Here is a 23720-nt window from a genome sequence, read left to right as displayed (position 1 = left end):
TTGTACTTCTTCAAAGAGAATTGAGTTAAAATACTTCTTGTCTATTTGAAGTGTTTCTCCTAATTTATACCGGTGTCCATCATAGTACACCGGGGTATCTTTAACTTTGACCTTCATAAGCTAGACCTAAATCGGTTGTGCTTGGAACACTTCATCAGCAGCTGCAAATGAAGGTAATGCAGTTGCAACAGCTTTTGTCCAAGTTCCAACTGGATCACGAGTTTCGTCATATACAGAAGCTAAGACGTTTCCAACTAAGCTGGTATCGACAGCTGGATCACGAGTCAACCGAGTTTCTTCTGCGGTTGGCCCATATAATGTTTCACCCAGCAAATCGTCATTGAACATTGCAAATTTGTTTTCTGGGAAGTATTTCTTAGTAGTGTATGTTCCATTAGCTTCCTGTACTTTGTATTTTTCATCGTAAGTACGGATCACTGGATAACCATGAGTCTCCATGAACGAATCCAAATCAGCTTGAGAAACTACACGACCAGAATCTTTGCCAAAAATTGCAGCAATGATTTTAGGATGAGTGGCAAGCGCACGATAGATTTTGCGAGAAGTCAATGCACGAGTTGGTTTTGTATCCAAAGCATCAATCCAACGTTCGATATCAGCCAATGGATCAGAATTTTCATTCGTCCATACGTTTGTACCAGTCAAAGCTTCTTTGTGTTCAGCAGGCACATGGTAATCAAGTGTAAAGTTCAATCCGTTTTCTTTAACAGTCACTTGACCAGCTGCTAATACTTCCATCCGCATAGCTTCCACTCGAGCGCGAACACCAGCTACTAACTGGTCAATGTCGTTGTAAACTTGCCCTACTAGATACGCTTGTTCTGCTGGTGTACGTGGGTTTTCTAATGCAATAATGTCTGTTTCTTTCAATTGCATTTTGCGTTTGATCAAGCTTAGTTCTAATTCTTGCTTGTTAGCAATACGGCTACCGATTTCAGCCTCAGTATCGAAGTCGTGGATAGATGCTGCGATAGGTATACGGCTACCACCGCTTAATTGATCCAATTTCAAAGAAGGTTGTTTGCGCTCAGGGAAAAGAGTCTCACCTAGCAAAGGTTTATATTCGCGATCACGGACATAGCTTAAAACTTCATTCTGTGTAAATAATTCCATAATTGTTGGCATGTTTGTTTCCTCCTACTTTCTTTTATTCTCCGCCGCCAGCGGCTACTTTTGGTTTTTTGTTAGCATCTAAGAAAGTGATATTCTTTAATGCAGTGATTGCAGCATCCGTTGGTGCTTCTGGCAAACGGTCAGCTAGCACATAGCCGCCTACAAGAATCGCTACTGGTTGTGAGCCTGTATCAGCATCCACAGTTACTGAATTAAATACAATACCTAAAGCTGTACTATCGTTAGCTGGATAGATTTCACCAGCTTCGAAAGATTTGTCAGCTTGAAAGGTAAAGTTTTGGAACGTTGCGCTAGCTAAGAAGTTTAACTGCTCAGCTGTTTTGATTGGTTTTACATACATTTGTATTTCCTCCTAATTTTTTATTTCCAAAAGTTGTCATTGTCTGCTTTTGTACGATTGTTTGCATTTTTGGCATATTGACTACCGATTGATTCTGCATCTGAACCGCCACCGTTACCTGCTGGGTTATCAGCTGATCCAGCAAGACGAATGTTCACAGCTTGCTCAACAGCTTCACGAAATGCTTTAGATACATTGACATAAGCTTCGTCCAAATTCTTTTCATCCCCGCCGAATAGAGGTGCCAAAACTGTTGAGAGAGAGTCAGGAAGCTTATCAGTAGAAAGACGTTTAATTACGCTTGTTTCATCTTTATCACGCTTTAATGCCACGCGGTCAGCTTCTAACCTTTCACGCTCTTGTTGCAACTCGTATTGCGCTTTTTCTTCAGCGGACATTTGACCTTTTTTTTCAGCATCTTGAATGCGTTTTTCAGCTTCTGATTGCCATTTAGCCTGTGCAGTTTCAATTGCTTTAGAAATACGCTTATCGACTACAGAATCAAATTCAGATTGGCTGGTGAAAGAAATCGGCTTGCTTTCACCATCTCCAGAATCACCATCTTGACCACCATCTGCACCGTCACCCTCGCTACCATCAGCAAAGAGCTGCAGTTTCATCTTCATCAATCGATTGCTACATGACTGTCCTACAAATTGGTTCATTAACAATTTATTCTCTTGCATAAACTTTTCTCCTTTACCCATGCACACTCAAAACAGGCATAACAAAAAGCACCCCATCCACGCTTTCGCCCAGACACAGTGCTCTACCTTTGGTATTCTATTTTGAACCCACACACGTTATTAGATTATTGCTCACTTAATTTGTAAAGCCCCAAGTAGCTAATGGGCTTATTAATCATTAATATTTGAAAAAAACGAACTCTTCCATTCCTTAGATTCATCAACATGATCAGCGTAAGCTTTTTCGATTGCAATGAATATCTCGTCTTTTTTTAAAATATTCTCCGAATCTTTATCCTTAATTAGCTTGCTAGCTTTCAGCCATTCTATTTTTAGGTATATCCTGATGAACTCTGTGAAAGAAAATAAAGTTCGAGAATGCTTAATATTATTATTTTCATCAACATATCCTTTTTGTTCAAAGTTTGCTAAATCCTTAGTAAGAATAAAAATAAAATAACTTATATAATCATTCAATCCAGATGAATCGGGACCAAAGTATAGCATGAGCAAATCACCGTTTTTCTGGATATCAAGCTTCATTTTGATATACCTTGAATTAGTATCCAAGTTTGTAAATACTATGTTTCCGTTTATATTTTCTGATTTTTCCGTAGTAGTTTTCAGAAAGCTTATTAGAATATAGCAACTCTCTATAAAATTTACAGATTGTTCTCTTACGTTTTGAATCCATTTGATACGAGAAGCGTTAATTGTATTTCTTTTATAATTAACCTTGTTCAAATAAGTTTGATAAAAAGTTCCCACTAAAGCAATACCCGCTGTTATGGAAGCCCACAGAAAATCGCCGTTATGATCAAAGAATAGTTTGCTAATTATCCCCATTGTTACTACCTCCTTTTAGAAGATAGTAAGTGTTTATTTTTAAAATATCAAATATATACTAAGATATTTGTTAAATTTTCATGGACTATCTAGCTTTTTTTATTTTCTTTTTCTGAAATACAATTTCATCATCCGAATACTTTTCTTTCAACTTATCCATCCATTCGTTATAGGTTGTGTCACCTCTGATTGGAATGACTTTACCGCTGATAGGATCTAAAGCGTTTCTAGGTAGCTTCATGGTGCGTTTGCTGTACATTACTGCTATCGTTCTGCACCAAGGATGGAAAGGCGGATACGTTCCGCTAGCACCGTTTACCTTAGCTTCAGAAACTGGATAAATTTTGTGATCTTTGCCTTTGCAGATTTCAGACGTTCGCAAGTCCAGCACAGCTACTAGCATGTACTCTTTTACACCATTATCTTTCCACGCTTTGAGTTTTGCTTGGTTAGCCATGTAGTTAGCTTCTGTACGTATCAACCGCCTAGCAACACCAATAGAGCGATCAAACTCACTAGCTATTGCCTTTGCCATCTCAAACTCAGACATACCAGTCATGCTCTCAACCGTAAATAGCTCCCCAAGGCGTTTGGCTAATGCTTCAGTATCGCCCCATATCCGTTTAGAATAATTTGATCCATGCCAGTGGCTATCGAGGATGTTCTTTGTATACCTGGTCGATAATTCTTTGAACTGATAATCCTTTTTATTCCACACCTCTATGACTACACCATTCTTAGCATTCTCTTGCGCCTTACGAATGACCGATTCAGCAGTAGCCTCACGATATGACTCATGAATAGCATCTACATAGAACTCTGTCTGCTTTTCTAACTGAACATCTGCAACTTGCTTAGAAACTAAAAAAGACTTGGCTTTCAAGTCCTCTGCACGAGTGATACGCTCTTTATATGCTAATGCTTGCAATCTGTTTTTTGCTGCAGCTTGTAATGCAGGATCTTTAATCTGTTTAGATAGCTTTCTCAATTCTGCTAACTCTTCAACTGACGTTGTTTGATTTAGCATCCTTTTAGCTTCGACCTCAGATAGCCCAGAGCGTTGTTGAGAGCGAGCGAATAACTTTCTAACCTTTTGGGTTAAGTAGGTCTGCGCTTGCCTGTAGGCTTTTGCTACAGCTTCCTCAACTTTGATAGCGCCATCGTTTATTTTTTGTTCAGCATCAACATTGCGGCGCTCCCAATAGGATAGCTTACGTTTCTTTTGAGCCATTTAATCAGCTCCTAATCTTCCTGAACATCATCTTCAGGTTGATCATCCAAATCCGAATGACTATCTTCAGCTTGAACCCCCAAAGCTCTGGCTTGCAATTTCATGTTTTCCTCTTTTTGCTGATTCAACATTTCAACCACTTCTTGTGGATTATCGATATCGTCCAACCAACCTAAACTAATTAATAACGGTATAAACTCTTGCGATTCCTTGATCTGATTTATGATATCCGATCGGTTAATTGGCAAGTTAGGTTTAAACTTGATTGTTGTTCCTTCAACATCTACATTATGTCCTTTTACGTTCAAGATGTTTTGCAACAATTCCAAACGCTGCATAATTCCATCTTCTAAATATCCGATCTTGATTGACAATACAAGTAATAATCCAAACAGTTTATATTTCATCGCTTCTCCAGATTGAGTACCAGCAAAGTTCTCATCATTAAGATTTGGTACATAAGTTGTCTTATGAAAATCGTCTAGCAATGAATCTGCTAGTGTTTGTACTTGAGTTTCATCAAACGTGTTAGTAGCATACTGGAAATCTCCGCCATCTGATTTGGCTGGCGCTTCTATAGCCATTGTTCCATTAATCTCATCTGGCTTTTCGTCTGGCAGACCAAATCCAAACATGATCATAATCGCTTTGACAAAGTTCTTCTTGTCTTTGATACGATCAGTCTGTAAGACGTTGTACCCATCTATCTGGGACAGTTGCTGCTCATAGTCGCCTTGTTTTTCTTCGTTATTCCTAAATTCGACCACAGGCACATCCTTGTAGTAATGTGGTTTAACTTTAGGATTCGGCGATTTATTGATTAAGCTTGTAGGGTCTAATCGCTTCGTTTTAGATAAATAAGTGATCACCCACTTTGGAGTGTAAACTGTTATCTCCCAGAATGTTCTTCTTTTCAAGTCACGCTTCTTGACCATACGAACAGCAAATAGCTTCGTTCGGTCGATAGTATCATCAACCACTAAAAACATACCTCTTGGATCAATCCAAGCAATCTTAGGTATGGTTTCAGGAACATCGTTTCCTTCGGTACCGGGTTTAATAGCAAGGTAATGTAACTCAAGTCCCATGCCCATTGTTGATAGACCTTTTTCTAATTCTTTATCGTGCTTCTTAATTTTCATCTTTTCTAACGCATCCGTAACAGGCGTAATGTCTTTATCCTTTGCTGGTGCATAAGATACAGGAGCGCCGACGGTGAATCCTACCATCATATCCGTTACATATTTAGCGTTGTTGACAAAGATTTCATCCATGTCGTGTGGTGTTCGAATCTTCGTTTGTCCGATCTTATGTGGGTTCCCTTCATAGTAATCAAACAACATATCCAGCCGTGGTATTTCTTTCTTATGCTCATCCATGCAGAAATTGATTACTTCCATACTAGGATTATTAATATCACCAGCTAATTCACGATCAATAGCAATTGCCATTCTTTCACCTTCTTGTTAACCATTCTGGTTGTTTTTTGATAGTAATTGTTTTCTTCTTCATATCATCACTAAAAGCATATCTAGTAGCATCGATCGTATGATTATCTTTATCTTCAAGACGCGGCTTGGGATTGCCATCCTTATCCGTCTGATAATCGATATTTTCGAACTCTCTCGCAATGTTCGGTGTTCTCTTGGGATCAATGCATATGAAATCCAGATCATCCAACCATTGCTCTCCATACTCAACCGAATCAGGGCCTTTCTTGACGCCCTTAACTTTCTTCATCCCTTGGTCATATCTTAATTCATCTATACTTTTTGGTTCTGCCGAATCTGCAAAGACCTCATCTGAACCATATCCTTTTGAGCATGCTTTACCAGCAAATTCACGGTTACTCATTTTCACACCGTATATTTCATCGATAGCATAAATACCATTTTTCTTCTTGTCATAATGCCACCGCACGAATGCCAATGGATCCGTAGCATAACCAAAGTCTAAGCCGTTACGGATGTTATCGAAGTTTGCCACCATTTCATCAGAGATAGATCCTGGTTCGATGTGCAAATTATCGAAAGGAACCACGCCTGAACCGATCGCTTCACCCATATATTCCCAACGATACTTCATAGGTTTATTCTTTTTAACATTTTCAGCTTCTTCGATAAACTTCTTGGAAAGATGCGGATTACCTAGGTATGTCGAATGGTCAACATATGTATTAGCATCAATAAAGCTAGATTCATATTTTTTGTTAACCCACGACTGCCGTCTTTTCGGCGGATTATATGAGTAATAGAAACTATAATCGAATGGATAGACTCGCTTACGCATCGAGAAGTTGGCTATCTTACCCTCCAACTCTTCACGCAATACTGAGTTCTCAATGGTTGTTACTTCGTCTTCATTTTTAAACTCTGCCAATTCCTCTATCCACATAATAGCTAAAGGAAAGTCTGCATCTTTAATCGATTTGATCTTGTCCGAATCGTCAGCGCCAGCGAAATAAATCTTGTTTCCTCTAGGCTTATAAGTGATTTCAAGCTTGGAATCGACAAAACGAAAAAGATGCCGAACGCCCATTGCATTCGCAGCACCTTTAAAGTTCGCATATACTGATTTTAGAATAGTATTTTGAACCTTCCGAACACCGATAGCCGAGACAGGATATTCCATAATATCTAGCATGATTCTCATAGGAATATGAAAAGACTTCCCAGAACCACGCCCACCTTTTAAAACATAGCGTAGATGCTTCTTTTTCTTTGAAGCTATCCAGAATGGTTTAAATTGATCAAGTACAATTTCAGATAAAACGACTCTACTCATCTATATCATCTACAATCGTTACGACCTCATTTGCTGTGATATCCTGCTTATCAGTCCACATAGCATATCGCTTACCAAGCAACTCCAAAGCTTTGTTTTTATCACTCGTCTTTGGCGGAATAGGTATCAACTCAACTCTTTCGTTGTAGACAAGTTGTTTCTTACCGTCTTCACTATTAGGATTGACTACGAACTCACCTTTTTTCGTTACAACTTCTTTCAACTCAGGGATCTCGCCCTTTGCTATTTCAGACAGCATGACAAGTATTTCTGTTTGAGTTAGAATCTTGTCATTTTGAATTTCTTGGATCCGCTGGTCTATATATTCTTTAATGCCGACATTTGCCAACAATTTATAACTTTGTCCCCTTGCATAACTTTCACTGTACCCTGCTTTAATAGCCGACTGTTCTGCGTTACCTGTGATGATGTACTCATCAGCAAAGGCTCTTTGTTTAGGGTTTAAACTCATTTTCCATCATCACCTTTCTATAAAAATCTGTTCAACCTCTCCACAATATGCGGATCACTCTTCCAACCATGCCCAATGTATATCAACCTATGCCGATCGATGTACTCGTCGCTAAACTGCTGAAAGCATTCAAGCAACGTGTGCTTTGGTTTCAACTCCGCTTGACGAATGTTCTTATGCCTTAATATTTCTACCGATAGTTGGATGTAGTAGTAATGCATATCAGTCACCTACTAGCTTCATGTGCTTGTTCCAAGACTCGCGCACATAATCTTCTCTAAAGCAATACCAGTTATCGTAGCAAGCTTCCTTAACGAGGTCTTCTACATTATCAAAAGATCCAACATAGTCATCTGAATCTCCACACATAGGGCAAACTCTTGAAGTGATTTCTTCATCGTATTCATCTAAAAAGTAAATATCGCTTAAGCAACTCACATATACATAGAACGTTTTGTTTTTAGATGTCATAAGTCACCCTCAACCTTTCACTATCATATTCAAACAACTGCAGCACCTTCTTGCCCATCGTCCAACCGTTCTCAATCTCGTAGTTGTCATTCGGCTTAATGGTCCCTAACTGACGATGGATCACACCTTGATAGTCGTTTGTCTGTTGCGTGTGAAAATGACCAGTGATTATCTCCCGTGTAGTTGCCTTACTCCATATATCGCTATACTCAGTAGCAAACAACATCGGCAAATCCTTCCTCTTGCCATACTGCCCATGAGTAATCATGATCGCCACGTTATCCAACATGAACGCTTGTCGATATTTGTTGTGCGCATGCACTTGGATATCTGGGTACTTGGCTTCTAGGTATAGGAGAAACATATACTCGATCGATCCGCTGTGATTACCTTCAGCGTGTTCGACAGTCACTTGCTTCGAATGTCTCACACACTCAGTAATCAACACATCAAAAAAGGAGCGAGCGTCTTTAATCGCTTGCTCCATGTCCACATCATCTAGCTGTGTGCCAGCCATCGTGACCGACTTCTTAATTTGGCTGCTATGGAATAAATCTCCTAGCTGACCAATAACAATCTGCTTATAGCCTTTTGAGATAACTTCAATCATTCTCGCTAGCTTATCTTGTAAATCCTCTAGCTTGGTGATTCCAAAGTGCCAATCAGCCAAACCGATGAATAGGTTTCTATCTCCTATTTTGATAGCTGTTATTTTTACTGGCTTAATCGATTCAGTGAAGGCTGCTAAGTTAAATCCTTTAGGTTTCGGCTTAACAACTATCTTTGATTGATAAAGCTGTATAAGTCCATCTACTTGGTTGTTCTGTTCCCAAATATTGTTAGTCGCTTGGACCAGTTCCCAATTTTCGGGATCGTATCCGTGTGCTTGTAATACATAATCAGGATTCTTTGACTGCTCTTCAGTCATACGTAACTTGATAAGGTTTGTCTGTGTCCCATCTGATTTAATTTCTGTAGATACTACATTCTTCTTAGCCTTATCAGTTTGCTTAACACGCATATTCTTTTCGCTCGGTGGCAGCTTCAACCTGGCACGTTTACTTCTAACGCTTGGCCACGAGAACTCTTTGCCGAACTCCTCTGACAGCATAGGCGCTATCTCTATATTTGTTAGTCCTTCATTTGCCAATTCCGACAATCGCTTGACCTGCGGTTCCGTCCATTTAGTAATGATTACCACCTCACGTTATTCTTATATTAAAAAAAGTTACCCACAATAAAAAAACACCCACAATTGTGAGCGTTAAGTTCTTACTTAAAAACTAATATTTTCTTTTTGCTATCAAAAATAGTTAATGTTTTGTCCTTATCAGAAAATCTGAAATTATAATTATATCCGGTACTATACCTTGACCACAGACCCATCGATTTAACCTGTTCATCACTAATGTTTACTCTATCCCAGAAAATCTCGATACCAAACCTATTTGAATCCATTGTTAATATCAATATCGGCACAGAAAGTCTATCGTTCTGTTCAATAAGAGAAACCATTACCTCAACTTCTCCCTCTCCACAAGAAGATATTCTCTTTTCAATTTGAAGGTATTGCTTAAACTCTCTAATGTCCTGATAATCATCTGATATCATAAAAAAACTCCTTTTCCTTTTATAATAACAGGAAAAGAAGAAACGCCCATTGATAGTTAGATTTTTTTAACCTTTCTAAATCTATTAACTCACTGAGAAAGATTTGCCTTGCTCACTGCAAAAATCTATTTATCGCCCACAAACACCAACTAAGCATTAATGAAAGGAGAGTGATCTGTCATTTGCTTGTGGATGATATCTGATAATACTATTTTACCCCTATTGACAGTGAGACAACTATACATTTTTGTCTCAAATTAATTGATTTCGCCAATTCTTCTACCAAAATCGAATAATACTTTTTGACGGATCCGATAGATTGTTGGTTTGCTGTATCCGTGTTTATCTCCGAAAGATTTCCAATCCATCCAGCTATCTTCACCCCAGTATTTTGTCTCAATCAACTGTCTTATCTCCGCGCTTTGATCGCTTAGAGTTTCTTTGACTGCCTTTTTCCACAGTTCTCGATTCATAATGTATGGATCAGACATTTCTTTTATAACCTGTGACTCAATCGGATTACTCATGATATTGCTTCGACCACCGCCGATATTTTCATCGACTTCTCGAAGCTTCAGCTCCTCTTTTCGAATAGCAATCTCTTTGTTATATGCATGATAGTTAGCAAACTTTCTATCTAGCTCATTGATTAATGAATCATTCTTACTCAATCACTTGCCCTCCTTATTATCTTCCTTACCAAAAATCACGCTTGCAACCACTGTCGCTACGACTGCGAAAAAAATCGCTACTGCAAAGTCCATCATTTATCCTCCACTTTCCATCGCATCTCGTACTAGCGGATCGTTAATAATAATCTTGTACTTCATTTGCTCATGTTGCAGCTGTTCTTGTAGCTGCTCAATCTGCTGTTGTTGGTCAACTATTGTATAGGATAGCCAACTCAAGCCAGCGATCGTTAGCAGTATTGATACAACAGCCAGTACCGTATAATGATTAACTTTCATTGGATTGATCCAAAAGTTCTGGTTTCTCGTAGATGTTGCCGGCGACAGTTACATAAGGTTTTAATCTTGCTAACAAAAGATTACCCGCACACCAAGTTAGGTCCCCTTCATTCCAAGAAATCGCATAATCACCATCAATTTCGATGCCAGCGCCCGATTTTTCTGTTTTCTGAAATGGATGATTTCTTACTGAAACGATATCCCCCTCGAAAATCTCCACGTCGTTCTTGTCTTTCAAACCAGTGGATTGCATTATTTCCCATGTTTTACCAAGTTCATTTTCATAATAAACAGGATTAAAATCGTCCATAACCGGACCCAAATACCACATTTCCCCTTCTTCATCAAAAACCAAAGATGCAACCTTAATCCAAAGGTTTTCTTCCTTACCCACGCTCTAAATTGTGGTACCATCTTATCCCTCCTGTTCAATCAAACGAATAGCACGACCACAAGCAAGTTCATTGTTAAATTGGTGAATATTTCTCTCAAGTTCATCAATTTCACCCTCTTCAATCGCTTGCCCCATCTTATAATCTTTGTCAAAGTAGCCATTGAATGAATCAAGCCATCCTTGTTCCTCGTTGTCAGTGGTAATGATGTATTTCATTGTTATCCCTCCTGTTCCTTTTCCCAAGATTCCTGCCGCCTAATTGACCAAACTGGTACTGATTTATTGCCAAAATCCTGCCATTCAATCCACCAACAGGACATCGGCTCGTTGTCTTCATTGCGTCCAAATCTATAGCGGACAAAAGCATCCTCGATTACGAAAGGAACATCCTCATCAAGTCCGGAAAGTTCTTCACGCCAAGCATTGACTGCTTCTTCTTTGGTGAACTTCTGTTTGCTGAATCCACCCCAAAAGTTCCAATCACCGTAAAACTCACTATATTCGAATTTACTTTTACCTTTTACTGGCATTGATTTACCTCCTTTAGTTTTCTATCGCTGACGATTGCGGAAATTTACTACTATCTTTTATTATTTACTGTCTTGCAATACTGTAAGGGTTGCTGACTCCCCTTAATGATATAATTTGATTATTAATTAAAAAGGAGTCTTTTTATGGACAAAGTAAAAGAAGTAGTTTCAGTAATACTAATATTTGCTTTGATATATTTTTTGTTGTGTCTCTTCGCATCTCTCATAATCAGTTTTTTTAGATTAGTTTTTAAAAGAGAACCTTTCTTTGTAAACTTTAAAGAATTATTTCTTAACTTGTTTTTAGAAATTTTGAATCCCTTTAATTATCTGTTCTGATTAAAGCATTTCGTCGGATAACTGACTTGGTAAAATATAAAATATGTTACAATACCTAAAAGGAGGTATTGCTTTGGGAACTTTTTTAGCTTTTATTTGGTATATTTTTATAGGATTTATGCTTTATGGAATCATCAGGTTAGCAGTTAAACATGGGATTGCCGATTCTAATAAAGATAATCTGTGACATAGTTACTACTCTATTAGGGTAGTTTTTTTTATTTCCGTAGATAGTGAAATTATTTATTCAAGACTTTCTTTTTAATTATTTTTTTACATTAAAAATAAAATATGATATTCTGTTCAAAAGGAGTGAGTACATTGAACAGAAAAACTAGTTTCTACCTTTATCTGTTAGCCGCTTTTGTAAACCTTATAGCAGCTTTTTTATTTTTAACTTCAATTGGTGCCATTCCAAAAATTGCAGGGCTTTTATTTTTTGCTAGCTTTTGCGTCCATCTAATACGAGCAATGAAACTAAAGAAATCTGAAAATCACAACTAATACTTATCTCATTTCGCTAGTTGACTATTTTGGTGGATTGTGGAATCATCCTGTCTGATCTTTGACCCATGTTAAAAATTCAATGACAGCTGCAGCCCATTCTTTGTCAGACAGTGGAGCATCTATATAAAACATCATGTTATTAACAGCGCTATAAACATCGCTTGTTTCAAAGTAATCCTTTTTCCCTCTTTCTATTGCTATTTGTTGCTTCTGGTTCATATTCTTCCTCCAATCAATATTCGAAATCACCTAAATCATAGCCTTGTAAAGCTTTGTAAGCTTGTTTTTCATGACCAGCTAATAAAAGCTCAACTGCTAGACTGCATCTTTCAATTTGAGTTTCCTGTTTCTCTACTAGCTTTTCCAGTTTTTCAATTCTTTCTTCTAGCTGATTTTTTTCTTCAGTCATTGTAAGTCCTCCTAGTTTGTAATATCTGTCGTTGCTAAATTTTCATATCTACAAACGTTTATAGTATTTATTTATTTTGTTTGTTTATTGTGGTATTTTATTTAAAAGGAGTGATTCTATGGCGAACAATATTGAATTTGAAGTTGAAAAAGTTTATAAAGGCAGAGCCAACGAAATCTTTGTTATTACTGATCCCGAGACACAGGTACAATATATTCAAACAATTGTTATCGGTTCTGAGGGAAAAGGCGTCGCAATTACACCAAGACTAGAGCCAGATGGAAGTATTCATTATAAGGATTAATTAGATCAACTTGTGTTGGTCTTTTTTCTTTCCAAGTTGGTAATATCTTCCGATTCTTAACTAACAAATTTTTGATGCGACAACTTGAGTTCCTCGTCACCGATCATTGAATATTTCAACGTTGTATCGATTGATTCATGACCCAAGAAGTTCATCACTAATTCAATTGGCATCCCGTGTCTTCTTGCCAAGGTGGCTGCAGTACGTCTGAATCTATGCGGATGAACATTTGCCACACCTGCTCGATCGCCCAAACGCTTTACTAGCTTCTGAACTCCTGCTGATGTCATTTCCTTACCTACTGTTTGTCCGAAAAATAGTGGTCCAGTGATATGTGGCACGTCTTTCAGATAGTGGTTCAAAGCCATCTTCGCTTTCGCATTCAGGTATAGCGTTCGCTGCTTATTGCCTTTACCGATCACTGTGATTGAGTCATTTTCTTGATCGTAATCACGAAAATTAAGAGAAACTAATTCCGAGACACGACACCCGGTACTCAGCAGCAATTCAATTACGAGTGATTCTTTAGAATTTGCTGTTGCTGATCGCAACTTTTCAACTTCTAGCTCGCTGAATTCCTGTTTCCTACGTTTGGGTACTTTGATGGCTTCTACTCTTGTCCCAGGATCTTTTGCGATATATTCCTCGTTGCATAACCATTTGAAGAATCGAACAATACAACCTCGTTCTCTTGCTAGCGTTCCTTTGCTAACCTTATCGATCATTTCCCTGTTGGCAATAAACAATCGAATGTCGTTCGTAGTGACATCTCTGAATGGCTTCCTAACGCTTCTCATGAAGAGATTGATTGTCTGCATGTAAAGATTCAAAGTACCGCTCGAAAGGCCTTGTATCTTCTTTGATACGAAAAACTGCTTGTATGCAGCGATATCAGATGTTTCATCGTAAATTACTACTTCATTTTTCTGCTCAGTGATTAAATATTTTGAACACTCAATTGTCAAAACGTCTTTTAACCGTCTCAGTTGCTCTCCGCTTAATAGGTCCTGTAGTTCAAGTAAAGTTTTGTTAATCAATTTATCGCTCAATGGATTCACTCCATTTCTTTAGCTATCGAATAGGTTTGATCGCCAGTGGTTCATCATAAATTGGATTATTGACAATATCTTTCTTAATCCCTTTGTGAAAGTCACGAAACTTTTTGTGTAGTGCTCTCATGCAATCAATCTTTTCACCCGTTGCATATACATTGCCTGATTTCATACCGTAAACTTTAACTTTCATCTTTACTTCTCCGCTCCATTTCCTCGGCTAGCCATTCTTGTTGCTTAAGCAATCTCTCGACATGGCTGTCGATTACTTTCTTTCTCCATACTAGGTCCTTATCCGACATGTTTCTGATTTGGATTTGTGTTGGCGTCATCTGCTCACCTCTCAAAATGGTAAATCGTCATCGCTGATATCAATTGACGAGTTTCCAAATGGGTCTGCCGTTGCGCTGTTTGTGTTTTGTTGGTTGCGAGTGTAATTATTCGTTTGACTATTTGAAACGCCGCTACCTTGTGTGTTTTGGCTAGAATCGGCTTTCTTGCTTTCTAACAACTGGAAGTTGTCCGCAATCACTTCGGTGACATAAACTTTTTGTCCTTGTTGGTTATCGTAAGAACGAGTTTGAATCCGCCCTGTTACTCCGATCAACACGCCTTTTTTCGCATAGTTCGCTAATGTTTCAGCTGACTTTCTCCAAATTACACAACTGATGAAATCCGCTTCTCGCTCTCCGCTCTGATTCGTGAAGTTGCGATTCACAGCTAATGTGAAGGTGGCAACTGCGGTTCCGTTCCCGGTGTATTTCAAATCCGGATCTTTCGTTAGTCTTCCGACAAGTACAACGTTGTTTATCATTTTTCTTCCTCCAACCATTTTTTTAAGTATTTCATGAGTTCTTTTACTTTTGGTTTACTAAGCGGAGCAGATAACAGCTCTCCTGGTATCGTAATCACCATATTTTTCTTAAATTGCATCACGTTTATCCAACAGGTCTAACGTTATGACCGCTATTTCCCTTTCTGTTAGCTTTAACTCATGCGCAACCTCTGTCGGCTTCATTCCTGAATCTAATAAAGCCGCTGCCTTTGCTAACGTTCTTTTTGGAAAATCGAACCGCCATCCATCTAAGCAAATAACTTTTTCCATATTACTTACCCCCATTTTTTAGGTTGACGTAAAGTTGTTGAGCTTCCGACCAAAGTTCATCGGTCGTGACCTGAGTAAAACTGTTGCCATAATAATTAGCATTCACCTTTTTTTCTGATATCTGCCAGTGCCGATACAGAATCATAAACGTACGGAATTTTGCTTCTGCGCCTTTTCCGCTTGTATCTCCTGTTTCCTTTACGTAGCCTGTCATTGAATCTAAAGGGAACTGCATGAGTTCTTGTTGTTCTGGTGGCAACATACCAAATATCAGCTTGACCGGCTTACTAAAATCCCTCTTCGTCTCCGACATCCTCCAAAAACCTCCTTCGATCTTCTTCGGTTACTTTTGCTTTCTTACCGGAATAATCGATTGGCTCTTTCGCCCAATCCGGCAACTGTTCTTGCCTTGTGTAGTTTTGCTTGGCTTGAAAATTGCGTTTAGGTTGCTGTTTATCCTTCTTCGCCCAAGCTCTAATTGTTGCTAGGTAGTTTTTATACGTCTTCCCAGACAACTCACAATATTCTGATACTCTGTCAATTCGTTGTTCCCAGTCGTTTGGGAATTCATATTTCAGCTTATCTAGTTGTTCGTCACTGAGAAGAACATTTTGATATTCACCGTATTTATGACGGACCGGCGTTTTTTTCTTTTTCTTTATCTCTTTATCTCTTTCTTTATCTATATCTTTATCTAATTCTTTATCTATATCTGTTGCGTTAGGTTGCGTTATATCTAACGTTAGACTAACGTTAGAATTTTTCTTTTTCTCATAATGCTTTTTCGCCCTTAATCGATTTTGCTCTCTAACCTTTTCCATGCCTTCAACATTTTGATGTTTTTCCCAATTACTAATTACTATTAAGCCATCGTTGCTAAGATCGATCATGTTGAAACTAGCTAAGGTCGTCAGCGCTAATCTAACTGTGTTAACGTTTTTGCCAAAAAGGGTTGCTAACATTTCTTCTGAATAGGGCATATTCCTTTGTATATAGATCAAGCCATCATCATTAGTCTTCCCTGCTAATACGAGAAGTCTTATCCAAATGACTAAGATTGCATCTGACTCAGGAACAGCTTGAATTAACCTTATTTTTTCATCATCAAACATTGTCGTCTTAAGCTTAATCCAACTTATTTCTGCCACGTTATCCCTCCTCTATTGCTTTCTTGAACAGCTCTTCTGTTTCGTACTTTTCATCAAAACGCATTATTTGAGCGTTACTCATAATGCCAATCTTGATTAAAGCTTCTTTATCCAAATAAACCGGCTTGATCTGGTATCTCTTTAAAAATTCCTCTTGCCCAAGTTGGTGAGCAATATTGTGCGTTTTCCAATCCAAAGCCACAACTGGAAATAATCGGTGGTCAACGTTATTTCTATGACGATTTCCAACCGCCGTGACATGATGAATTTGCGCTCCTGGTCTACCAGAAACTGCACATTTTCGGTACTTACAGCAATAGTAGAAAAAGCTATCATGTTCTAGTAGATATGAGTATCTTTGGTTAAGTTGGACTCCTTCTCTTATGACAAATTGAATGAGTTTCGTTATCCAAATATTGCCTTCATTCATACTTGCTACGGCGTGTGAGAAAGGTTCGTCTTCTGTGTACTCGTATTCGTACTTAAGCATCGTTTCTACGTGTCCTGGATCATCAACATACCAATTAGCTATGTCACGAATTAATGCGTGAGAAAGCTTATTCTGCTTTACTGAGAGTGGTTTGTTATCTATGAGCTTCACTTTGACCAGATTTTCTTTCTCACGAGCCATCATTTTTAGGTATTCGGCATTTATTTCCTCTTCAAATTCGATTGTCAATTTTTTACCCTTGTGATCAACTACTTTCCCAAGATGGAACATTTACATCACTTCCACTTTTATTCCTTTGCCAATGATAAATTCGTTTAATGCAGTTAGTTGTTCATGCGTTCCTGTTAGTCGCAATTCAACTGTTTTTGACTCTTCAATTTCTTGAAGTTGTAAATCTTCTGACTCCTCTAAAATCTCGCCAGTTTCTTGATCGATAATGTTGCTATCAACTTGGCTTTCTTTGAGTTCTCTCATAGCTTGTTCATATTCCGCTTGGGCTTGCTGTTCCCTAAGTTCACGCTCTTCTCGTTCCCGTTTAGCAGCCACAGTTGCATCAATTTGCTTCATCAACTCGGATGCGAATAATCCATTCTCAATCTGCGCTACCCACGATTCTGGCTCAAGCCCTACCGTTTTTGCATAGTTGCCAATGATAGCTTTCTCGCTCTCAATACGTTTGTTAGCATCAGCAATTTGTTTCATTTGGAAAATAACTTCTTCTAACGTTTTTTTGTTCAACTCGCCCTTAGTAGTGAAGTTCCCCTTATTTAGCCATGATGGATTAATAGTTAATTCCGATGAATCGATTCCGTAGTTAGGAGAAATTTCTTCAATAGTCGAAACCAACTTATCAAGCCGTTTAGCTTTTTCCGACTCTTCAAAGGCAGAAATGCTTTCATTGATTCTCTCGCTGACTAACTTGATTTGATTCGTGTAACCATTGATTTTCGTTTCAAACTCTTTCAATGGTTTACTGTATTCTTTCTTAACAGCCTTGCGTTGATCGTCTAGCAACTTAGCAACTTTGTTTAGATCGGCTTTTGCTTGCTTTGCTTCAGGAATGTTGTCATCTGTAAAAACCAGCGATCCGTATCGACTGATAGTTACATCAACCAATTCTTTTAGCTTTGTTTCGTTGTTAATCGTGATTTCGCTCGGTTTAAAATCAACTTTAAACTCTAGTTGCGTAGTTAGATCGTTGGTCATTATTTATTCCCCCAGTTGATATCATTTTGCTTTTGTTCCGCCGCCTTGCTTTCTTGTGCGTTCTTCTCGTAACCTTGTTTCCATTTGATTAATTTGGCCATCGCACTGTTGTATAGGTCAGTCGGTAGTTTATCTAAAGTATGAATATTCGCACTCTCAGCTAACTTGTTCTGGATTAGTGATAGCTCAGCGCCAGCTAATTCTGCCACTTTTCTGGCTTCTTCATTGAGATTAGCTAGTTGTTTGCCATCAATAAGCTTTGGCGCTGTTTGCTTCTTTTTATCACTACTGGCATTACTGTTGCTCGCTTCGTTGCCATCATCGTCTGCGTCGCTTGTGATACCGAATGCCGCTGACAATGTGTATCTTCGACCATAACTAGCTGCAGAACCCTGTCCTTGTGCATCTGCCTTTTTTGTCATAACATCGAATGGTTCATATTCAATATATTGACCGCTTTCGTGAAAGATCCAAGTCGCAACTGATACTTTATTTTCCGCAAACGTGATCTCTTGTGTGTACGATAAACCAGTCCCTTGTATCGCTTCATCTATCACTTCAACAATATTTTCAAGTGGTACATATTTAGAATTAAAGAATGGGTTATCTGCATCTTTTAAAGGCTGTTTTAAAGCTTTTCTGAAACTAGCAATTGCTTTGAAAATTTCTGATTTGCCTTCGCTTATCTTCATTTATAAAACCTCCTTTAATTTCTCGATTACTTGCTCTAGCCCTTGAATCAGTTCTTCTCGAGCGAACTCCGCTGATTCTTCAATAGTTTCAAATTGTGTACGGATAACCTCGTTGTCACTGTCCTGATAAACACCTACTCGATCGTTCTTCTTATCAATATCGAAAACGATTGATCCATAAGGTTTGTATGCGTCAATTAGATGAATACGCCCGATTGTGTCAATTGCTATTCTCATGGTATAATCTCCTTAGATGAATTTTTGTTAAGACTCTATGCTTGCCGGCTGGAGTCTTTTTTTGCGTCCATTTTCGCTTGCGCTTCATAGTAAATTTCTTTCCAGTCAAGTGTGCGATAGTATAGATCAAGCACTTCCGCTCTAGTCATTTCTTCACCGTCCTTGATCGTAATTCAAATACTGCGTCGTCATAGATCATTAGCAGTAACATTGCGACACATGGGAATCCGATGACTAGCCACGTTGGTGGTTTTGAAGAAAGCAATGCTCCCAATGCGAAGATGACAAGAATAAATGTTGTGCGTCTGATCCAGTAAATTTTCTTCATACTGACTCCTCCTTAAAGTATCGATTGATCAAAGCGACGGCTTCTTTTTTTGTTGAGACGGTATGCTGCATCGTCGATCCGTTTGTTTCTATTGAGATAGTGATTTTCATGCGGTTTCTCCTTTGGTATAATTGTTAAAAACTGGTGGTGTATTAATGGAAATAAAAACGAAGAAATTTCATTCTAATAGCAGTAATTACTTGCAAAATATTACTATCGAGCTTCCTAAGTTTTGTCCGAGATGCGGAGTTTCGAACAATCCCTCAACAGAGTATTTAGGTATATCTAGCAATCTTGCATATTTCAAACACTACTGTACTGACTGCTCAAGAAACCATTTTTGCTTCAATTTAGTTAATGATAAAATCGGTAAAATGGTAGCTTTATATCCTAACTCTCAGCCTAGTAATCTACCAAAACTGGTTTGTGATTTTTCGCCTCGATTTGAAAAAATTTATCACGATGCGGAACTTAGTGAGTTTAATAATGCTTTAGACCTTGCTGGTGTTGGTTATCGAGTATCTTTAGAAATACTTTTGAAAGATTTTGCTTTAGCAAACGAACTTGATTCTTACGAAGAAATTGCCAAAAAGACATTAAACAATGCTATAAGCCAATATTTTAAATCAGATATTGATCTACAAACTTCTGCAGATGTGGTCCGAATATTAGGTAACGACTATGCTCATTGGGACCAACATGAAGGGTATGACATCGAGACTTTAAAATCTTACTTACAAATATTCATTCAAATTATCAATACTAAGCTAATGCTCAAAAATCCACCGGTATCTCGAAAAAAATCATAGTTCAATATTGTCTAGATACTCTCTGAACATATTCAACAGCTTTAATTTTATTTCTTTTGTTTTTATATTTTTATCAAGTTCACTAGATATAACTTTTTTAGCTTCTGATATTTTTAATCCACTTAATTCCGGAACGATTGCTGAAAATACTTCTTGACATATTTTTTCTTTTTCAACAATTAACTGATTTCTCTTTATCTCATAGGAAGCAAGTTGATCCATAATATTCTTTTTCACCCTAGCCCCTCCTTTCGTGTGGGGTTATTTTTAATCCAGTAGATCCATTTGAGGATAGTAACCCTCTGCAGTTAATAAGTTGTAAATGAAGACCCGACCTTTTTGCATCCACTTTGTATTCATCACAACTTTTACGCCGCCATCAGCTTTTGGAATTTCGCTTGTGTGCGATTTTGTGTATCCTTGGTTCATGTGTTTGCGGTACAGTATCCATTGACCACTGACTTTATACTGAACACCTAACTCATTAAGCAGTTTGTTAAGTGCGATTGCCGACATTCCATAATCAGCAGCGATTTGAGACGTTGCTACTGTATCAGTCGATGACAGGATCATATCTAGGTAACTGATTTTCGGCTCATATTCAGCTATTTGTTGTTCGAGCAGTTGATTCTTTTCTTCTAGGTCAGCTGCTAGTCGCAATGCCTGAGCGAAACTTTGAGGAACGTTTGTGTAGCTACCTGTTTTTCTGATTGTTGGAAGGACTTCACTCGTTACCCAACGTTTGAACTTTCTTGCATTTGGTAGCTTGGATTTAAGTATTAAGCTGTATAGCCCCGATTCATTTATTAGTATTAATGCTGTTCTATTAACGGTGAACGATTCGTTCTGCGTTTTATCTTCCTCATCTACATGATCTCTAATTGCTTTTGGCGTATTTGAATAACCCAAAACACTTGCAACGTCTTTACCAACAAAATACGGCTCATCATTCACTAAAAATGTTCGAACTTCGTTTTTTTCGAAATTGAAAATTTGCGGTGTGCTCATTTTGCTTCCTCCTCCTTATGCTACCTCTGAAGGTTTCAACTTTTTTGATCTATAACGGTTAGCTTCTTTCCATTTCAAATACCAAAGGAATGTTCCAAGGTGAATCCAAGTTACGCTATGAGTTGGTTTTAAAACTCCTTCTTTGAATTCAGGAATACTCTCCATCTCTTTTTGATACGTATTTAAAGTAGTACGAGATAACCCATTGAAACGAATCATTAAATCCTCACGCCTATCCCATTCAGAAATCGAAGTCTTATCCGTAGCCATTATGATTAATTCCGGAATAGTTGGTTTTTTCATATTTACATTCCTTTCTAATGTGAATTCTTAAGTTGTTCTAGAGCTGTTTCGATTGGTTTTATTTGTTTATCCGGTTTACGTCGACCATTCATAATGTCGGACATATATGTTTTCGAAATTCCAATTGTCTCAGCAAGCCAATTTTGTGTTTTATCATACCGTGCTAACTCAACCCTAACTTTAACGATGAAATCTTTAGACATACCCACACCTCCCTTTTTTAATAAAGCGAACAAAATACGCTAAAATAGTTGACATCCATCCCAAAGTTTTATAATATTGATTTATGGTTAATAAACAGACGGAATAATACCTATATATTAAACATTCTAAGTTTCCCGACCTCGATTGTTTTAATAAATATAAGTGTCTTTCTGTATTTATTAGCGTATTTAATTTGCTTATGAGCTAATATTATCCCATAACTTTATAATTGTAAAGTGTTTTTTATTATACTTTGGGAAAAATAACTCATTTGCAAGAAGGATGGTTGAAAATGAGTTTATTTGAAAGGGTTTCAGAACTTGCAAAAAAACAGGGGAAAAGTTTAAATCGAGTTGCAGAAGATAATGGATTATCTAAAAATGCTATCTATCAGTGGAGAACGAGTAGTCCAAAAGCTGAGACTTTAGAGCTTATTGCTAACTACTTTCACGTATCGACAGATTACCTTTTAGGAAGGACAGACAACCCACACATGGGAATGTCCGAAAAACAAAAAGAAATGACCATAGAAGAGGCTTTGAAATCTGTTATGAGTTATAACGGTAAAGAAGTTTCGGAAAATGACCGTCAAGTTTTAGAGAGGATTGCGAAAGCGTACTTGGACGGAAAAATATAAGAGGGTGTTTGTTTGGATGCTCAGATTTTGGAAATTGTTGAAAAGTTGAACATAACAATAGTTTATGATGAATTTTTGGAAGATCATGGGAAATATCTACCAATTGTAAATATAATTGTATTGAATAATAAGTTAAATGATTTTGATACGAAGAAGGCTTTACTTCATGAATTAGGGCATGCTTGTGAAGATCAAGATAATTACGAGCTATATAAACTCTCATTTGTCTTAAAGTCGAAAATGGAATATGCTGCAGATAGATTTATGATAAGCTACTTCACCAGCGAATACGATGACATTTATAATTATAGTCAATTAATAGAAGAATTTAGTATTGGGATGGGCTACGATGTTAAATATGCTAGATAAAAATACCCCTATCAAAGGACCAGCTTCGATAAGGGTTACTCATTTCTGAGATAGTACAAATATATTATATCAGAGAAATGAGGAAAGAAGATGAAAAAAGTCGTACCGTGCTTATTGTTTGTTGGTTTAATAATGACCGGATGTTCTAATAATGAAGAAAGTACAACTCCCCCAACTGATACAACTTCTCAAACGACTTCAGTTTCTGAAGAACAGAAAGCTGACTTCGAATATGGGAAAATCATTACTGAAGAGTTTGAACTTATTTATAAAAATTCTGAAATAGTTAAAAGTCCGTCTGAAGATGGCTATGGGTTATATATAACGTATTCATTAAAGAATACTTCAGATAACAATATCACACCTATTGATATTATTAATGATTACGTTTTATTTAGACAAGAGAATGAAACTTCTGAGGTTGATCTCGATAATACCTACTATAGCTTAGATGCATTTGGATCAACAGATGATGTCGAATCATATAATGAGCAAGTTGATAAAGAAAACTCTCGTTCTGATGAACTGTTACCCAATAAAACCGTGGACATAATTGAGACTTACTCTCTGGATAACTTGGATTTCCCAGTTAAAATGATAGCTATGTATGAAGATAAAGAAATAGGTATTTATGAAATTGATTTGACTGAATTAGAAAAGCCTGAAGAAACAAAATCTTTAACCAATACAAATAATCCCAATGAAGATAGTTCCTATGACGAAGGCATTTCCGATATGCCAGCAAGCTGGCAAGAAGGTGAAGCTGAGTGGGAAAAAGCAAAGACTGAAGGCTGGACAGCCGAGGGTTGGAAAGAAGCAGTCAGAGCTAGTGAAAACGAAACTTATGTAGTAGGTTCCGGTCAATATGAAGATTCATTTAATGGTAGTCAAGCTGAGCAAACAACATTGCCTGAAGGAACTTCTGAAAATGCAAGACATATATATAATGAAATAAAAAGTATTCAAGATAGAGAATTAACATCTGGTGAAATTCAAACATTAGAAGCTATCGAACAAGGCTATTACGAGTAAAGAAAAAACACGCCCCTCCGACCAAAGACAGGCGTGAAAAACAAAATAAACGATAGGCTTATTTAGCTATGCCTATTGTAACAAAGAATTGA

At 37.6% G+C, this 23720-nt stretch carries 38 protein-coding genes; 5 read left to right on the top strand and 33 right to left on the bottom strand.

The window, feature by feature from the left end:
- Positions 1–126: 126 nt before the first annotated feature.
- The 18 genes from IGI82_RS04410 to IGI82_RS04325 all read right to left on the bottom strand — a co-directional run bounded on the left by IGI82_RS04410 (position 127) and on the right by IGI82_RS04325 (position 12743).
- Complete coding sequence (locus IGI82_RS04410; RefSeq protein WP_413136263.1) at positions 127–1146, bottom strand: major capsid protein; 1020 nt, start codon at positions 1144–1146, stop codon at positions 127–129.
- A gap of 22 nt (positions 1147–1168) precedes the next feature.
- A complete protein-coding gene (locus tag IGI82_RS04405; protein WP_413136262.1) occupies positions 1169–1495 on the bottom strand; it encodes a hypothetical protein in 327 nt (108 codons plus the stop codon).
- A gap of 20 nt (positions 1496–1515) precedes the next feature.
- Complete coding sequence (locus tag IGI82_RS04400) at positions 1516–2181, bottom strand: DUF4355 domain-containing protein (protein ID WP_428213742.1); 666 nt, start codon at positions 2179–2181, stop codon at positions 1516–1518.
- 171 nt (positions 2182–2352) lie between these two features.
- Complete coding sequence (locus tag IGI82_RS04395) at positions 2353–3027, bottom strand: hypothetical protein (RefSeq protein ID WP_428213743.1); 675 nt, start codon at positions 3025–3027, stop codon at positions 2353–2355.
- 85 nt (positions 3028–3112) lie between these two features.
- On the bottom strand, positions 3113–4258 hold the full coding sequence (locus IGI82_RS04390; protein ID WP_428213744.1) for a minor capsid protein: 1146 nt from the start codon (positions 4256–4258) through the stop codon (positions 3113–3115).
- Between the two features lie 11 nt (positions 4259–4269).
- Positions 4270–5709: a phage portal protein gene (locus tag IGI82_RS04385; RefSeq protein WP_438841792.1), complete on the bottom strand. Its 1440-nt coding sequence runs from the start codon at positions 5707–5709 to the stop codon at positions 4270–4272.
- A 4-nt stretch (positions 5710–5713) separates the two neighbouring features.
- On the bottom strand, positions 5714–7042 hold the full coding sequence (locus IGI82_RS04380) for a PBSX family phage terminase large subunit (RefSeq protein WP_428213746.1): 1329 nt from the start codon (positions 7040–7042) through the stop codon (positions 5714–5716).
- Positions 7035–7514: a terminase small subunit gene (locus IGI82_RS04375; protein ID WP_438841791.1), complete on the bottom strand. Its 480-nt coding sequence runs from the start codon at positions 7512–7514 to the stop codon at positions 7035–7037. The genes IGI82_RS04380 and IGI82_RS04375 overlap by 8 nt, the downstream gene beginning before the upstream one ends.
- Before the next feature lie 222 nt (positions 7515–7736).
- Positions 7737–7985: a hypothetical protein gene (locus IGI82_RS04370; protein ID WP_428213747.1), complete on the bottom strand. Its 249-nt coding sequence runs from the start codon at positions 7983–7985 to the stop codon at positions 7737–7739.
- Entirely contained in the window at positions 7975–9144 is a 1170-nt protein-coding gene (locus tag IGI82_RS04365) for a helix-turn-helix domain-containing protein (RefSeq protein ID WP_438841790.1), read from the bottom strand. Before IGI82_RS04365 ends, IGI82_RS04370 begins: the two co-directional genes overlap by 11 nt.
- A gap of 113 nt (positions 9145–9257) precedes the next feature.
- On the bottom strand, positions 9258–9596 hold the full coding sequence (locus tag IGI82_RS04360; RefSeq protein WP_271814997.1) for a hypothetical protein: 339 nt from the start codon (positions 9594–9596) through the stop codon (positions 9258–9260).
- Positions 9597–9853: 257 nt separating this feature from the next.
- A complete protein-coding gene (locus IGI82_RS04355; protein ID WP_244733442.1) occupies positions 9854–10267 on the bottom strand; it encodes a hypothetical protein in 414 nt (137 codons plus the stop codon).
- Positions 10268–10363: 96 nt separating this feature from the next.
- A complete protein-coding gene (locus IGI82_RS04350; RefSeq protein ID WP_438841789.1) occupies positions 10364–10564 on the bottom strand; it encodes a hypothetical protein in 201 nt (66 codons plus the stop codon).
- A complete protein-coding gene (locus tag IGI82_RS04345; protein ID WP_438841788.1) occupies positions 10554–10958 on the bottom strand; it encodes a YopX family protein in 405 nt (134 codons plus the stop codon). Before IGI82_RS04345 ends, IGI82_RS04350 begins: the two co-directional genes overlap by 11 nt.
- A 21-nt stretch (positions 10959–10979) precedes the next feature.
- Complete coding sequence (locus IGI82_RS04340; RefSeq protein ID WP_438841787.1) at positions 10980–11174, bottom strand: hypothetical protein; 195 nt, start codon at positions 11172–11174, stop codon at positions 10980–10982.
- 2 nt (positions 11175–11176) lie between these two features.
- A complete protein-coding gene (locus IGI82_RS04335) occupies positions 11177–11488 on the bottom strand; it encodes a hypothetical protein (RefSeq protein WP_438841786.1) in 312 nt (103 codons plus the stop codon).
- 888 nt (positions 11489–12376) lie between these two features.
- Positions 12377–12553, bottom strand: coding sequence for a hypothetical protein (locus IGI82_RS04330; protein WP_156248115.1), 177 nt, complete (start codon positions 12551–12553; stop codon positions 12377–12379).
- 13 nt (positions 12554–12566) lie between these two features.
- On the bottom strand, positions 12567–12743 hold the full coding sequence (locus IGI82_RS04325) for a hypothetical protein (protein ID WP_156248116.1): 177 nt from the start codon (positions 12741–12743) through the stop codon (positions 12567–12569).
- Between the two features lie 118 nt (positions 12744–12861).
- Here IGI82_RS04325 and IGI82_RS04320 point away from each other — a divergent pair, with 118 nt between their 5' ends.
- On the top strand, positions 12862–13047 hold the full coding sequence (locus IGI82_RS04320) for a DUF6440 family protein (protein WP_438841785.1): 186 nt from the start codon (positions 12862–12864) through the stop codon (positions 13045–13047).
- 56 nt (positions 13048–13103) lie between these two features.
- Here IGI82_RS04320 and IGI82_RS04315 read toward each other — a convergent pair whose 3' ends face one another.
- The 11 genes from IGI82_RS04315 to IGI82_RS04265 all read right to left on the bottom strand — a co-directional run bounded on the left by IGI82_RS04315 (position 13104) and on the right by IGI82_RS04265 (position 19266).
- Positions 13104–14096, bottom strand: coding sequence for a tyrosine-type recombinase/integrase (locus tag IGI82_RS04315; protein WP_413136818.1), 993 nt, complete (start codon positions 14094–14096; stop codon positions 13104–13106).
- A 22-nt stretch (positions 14097–14118) separates the two neighbouring features.
- Positions 14119–14292, bottom strand: a complete 174-nt coding sequence (locus tag IGI82_RS04310; protein WP_271814924.1) for a hypothetical protein — start codon at positions 14290–14292, stop codon at positions 14119–14121.
- A gap of 150 nt (positions 14293–14442) precedes the next feature.
- On the bottom strand, positions 14443–14913 hold the full coding sequence (ssb, locus tag IGI82_RS04305) for a single-stranded DNA-binding protein (RefSeq protein WP_271814923.1): 471 nt from the start codon (positions 14911–14913) through the stop codon (positions 14443–14445).
- Between the two features lie 108 nt (positions 14914–15021).
- Positions 15022–15204, bottom strand: coding sequence for a hypothetical protein (locus tag IGI82_RS04300; RefSeq protein ID WP_301389823.1), 183 nt, complete (start codon positions 15202–15204; stop codon positions 15022–15024).
- A 1-nt stretch (position 15205) separates the two neighbouring features.
- A complete protein-coding gene (locus tag IGI82_RS04295; RefSeq protein WP_271814921.1) occupies positions 15206–15517 on the bottom strand; it encodes a hypothetical protein in 312 nt (103 codons plus the stop codon).
- Positions 15492–16352, bottom strand: a complete 861-nt coding sequence (locus IGI82_RS04290; RefSeq protein ID WP_271814920.1) for a phage replisome organizer N-terminal domain-containing protein — start codon at positions 16350–16352, stop codon at positions 15492–15494. Before IGI82_RS04290 ends, IGI82_RS04295 begins: the two co-directional genes overlap by 26 nt.
- Before the next feature lies 1 nt (position 16353).
- Positions 16354–17073, bottom strand: coding sequence for a putative HNHc nuclease (locus tag IGI82_RS04285; protein WP_271814919.1), 720 nt, complete (start codon positions 17071–17073; stop codon positions 16354–16356).
- Positions 17074–18009 (bottom strand): DUF1351 domain-containing protein, encoded by a 936-nt coding sequence (locus tag IGI82_RS04280; RefSeq protein ID WP_438841784.1) that lies wholly within the window; start codon positions 18007–18009, stop codon positions 17074–17076.
- Positions 18009–18701 carry an ERF family protein gene (locus tag IGI82_RS04275; RefSeq protein ID WP_144772220.1) on the bottom strand — a complete coding sequence of 231 codons (693 nt, stop codon included), beginning with the start codon at positions 18699–18701 and terminating at the stop codon, positions 18009–18011. Before IGI82_RS04275 ends, IGI82_RS04280 begins: the two co-directional genes overlap by 1 nt.
- Positions 18702–18938, bottom strand: a complete 237-nt coding sequence (locus tag IGI82_RS04270) for a hypothetical protein (RefSeq protein WP_271814916.1) — start codon at positions 18936–18938, stop codon at positions 18702–18704.
- Positions 18939–19083: 145 nt separating this feature from the next.
- A complete protein-coding gene (locus IGI82_RS04265; protein ID WP_271814915.1) occupies positions 19084–19266 on the bottom strand; it encodes a hypothetical protein in 183 nt (60 codons plus the stop codon).
- A gap of 155 nt (positions 19267–19421) precedes the next feature.
- Between IGI82_RS04265 and IGI82_RS04260 the strand changes: the two genes are divergently transcribed.
- A complete protein-coding gene (locus IGI82_RS04260) occupies positions 19422–20075 on the top strand; it encodes a DUF4145 domain-containing protein (RefSeq protein WP_231477771.1) in 654 nt (217 codons plus the stop codon).
- Here the strand turns inward: IGI82_RS04260 and IGI82_RS04255 are convergent.
- From IGI82_RS04255 to IGI82_RS04240, 4 genes are read right to left on the bottom strand one after another with little or no spacing between them, the layout of a single operon-like run.
- Positions 20070–20312 carry a hypothetical protein gene (locus tag IGI82_RS04255; protein ID WP_231477772.1) on the bottom strand — a complete coding sequence of 81 codons (243 nt, stop codon included), beginning with the start codon at positions 20310–20312 and terminating at the stop codon, positions 20070–20072. The genes IGI82_RS04260 and IGI82_RS04255 overlap by 6 nt on opposite strands.
- A gap of 30 nt (positions 20313–20342) precedes the next feature.
- Positions 20343–21083, bottom strand: coding sequence for a phage antirepressor KilAC domain-containing protein (locus tag IGI82_RS04250; protein ID WP_413136826.1), 741 nt, complete (start codon positions 21081–21083; stop codon positions 20343–20345).
- Between the two features lie 15 nt (positions 21084–21098).
- Positions 21099–21386 carry a hypothetical protein gene (locus tag IGI82_RS04245; protein WP_413136827.1) on the bottom strand — a complete coding sequence of 96 codons (288 nt, stop codon included), beginning with the start codon at positions 21384–21386 and terminating at the stop codon, positions 21099–21101.
- A gap of 14 nt (positions 21387–21400) precedes the next feature.
- Positions 21401–21589: a helix-turn-helix transcriptional regulator gene (locus tag IGI82_RS04240; RefSeq protein WP_086294643.1), complete on the bottom strand. Its 189-nt coding sequence runs from the start codon at positions 21587–21589 to the stop codon at positions 21401–21403.
- A 293-nt stretch (positions 21590–21882) separates the two neighbouring features.
- Between IGI82_RS04240 and IGI82_RS04235 the strand changes: the two genes are divergently transcribed.
- The 3 genes from IGI82_RS04235 to IGI82_RS04225 all read left to right on the top strand — a co-directional run bounded on the left by IGI82_RS04235 (position 21883) and on the right by IGI82_RS04225 (position 23628).
- Positions 21883–22227, top strand: coding sequence for a helix-turn-helix domain-containing protein (locus IGI82_RS04235; protein ID WP_086294642.1), 345 nt, complete (start codon positions 21883–21885; stop codon positions 22225–22227).
- A gap of 12 nt (positions 22228–22239) precedes the next feature.
- Positions 22240–22596: an ImmA/IrrE family metallo-endopeptidase gene (locus IGI82_RS04230; RefSeq protein ID WP_413136828.1), complete on the top strand. Its 357-nt coding sequence runs from the start codon at positions 22240–22242 to the stop codon at positions 22594–22596.
- Between the two features lie 90 nt (positions 22597–22686).
- Positions 22687–23628 (top strand): DUF5067 domain-containing protein, encoded by a 942-nt coding sequence (locus IGI82_RS04225; protein WP_413136829.1) that lies wholly within the window; start codon positions 22687–22689, stop codon positions 23626–23628.
- Positions 23629–23720: the final 92 nt, after the last annotated feature.

Source organism: Enterococcus sp. AZ067 (genome assembly GCF_051715005.1).
In the GTDB taxonomy this organism is placed as follows: domain Bacteria; phylum Bacillota; class Bacilli; order Lactobacillales; family Enterococcaceae; genus Enterococcus_D; species Enterococcus_D casseliflavus.
The sequence above is the reverse complement of the archived record's forward strand: the minus strand, read 5'-3'. Positions and strand labels throughout refer to the sequence as shown.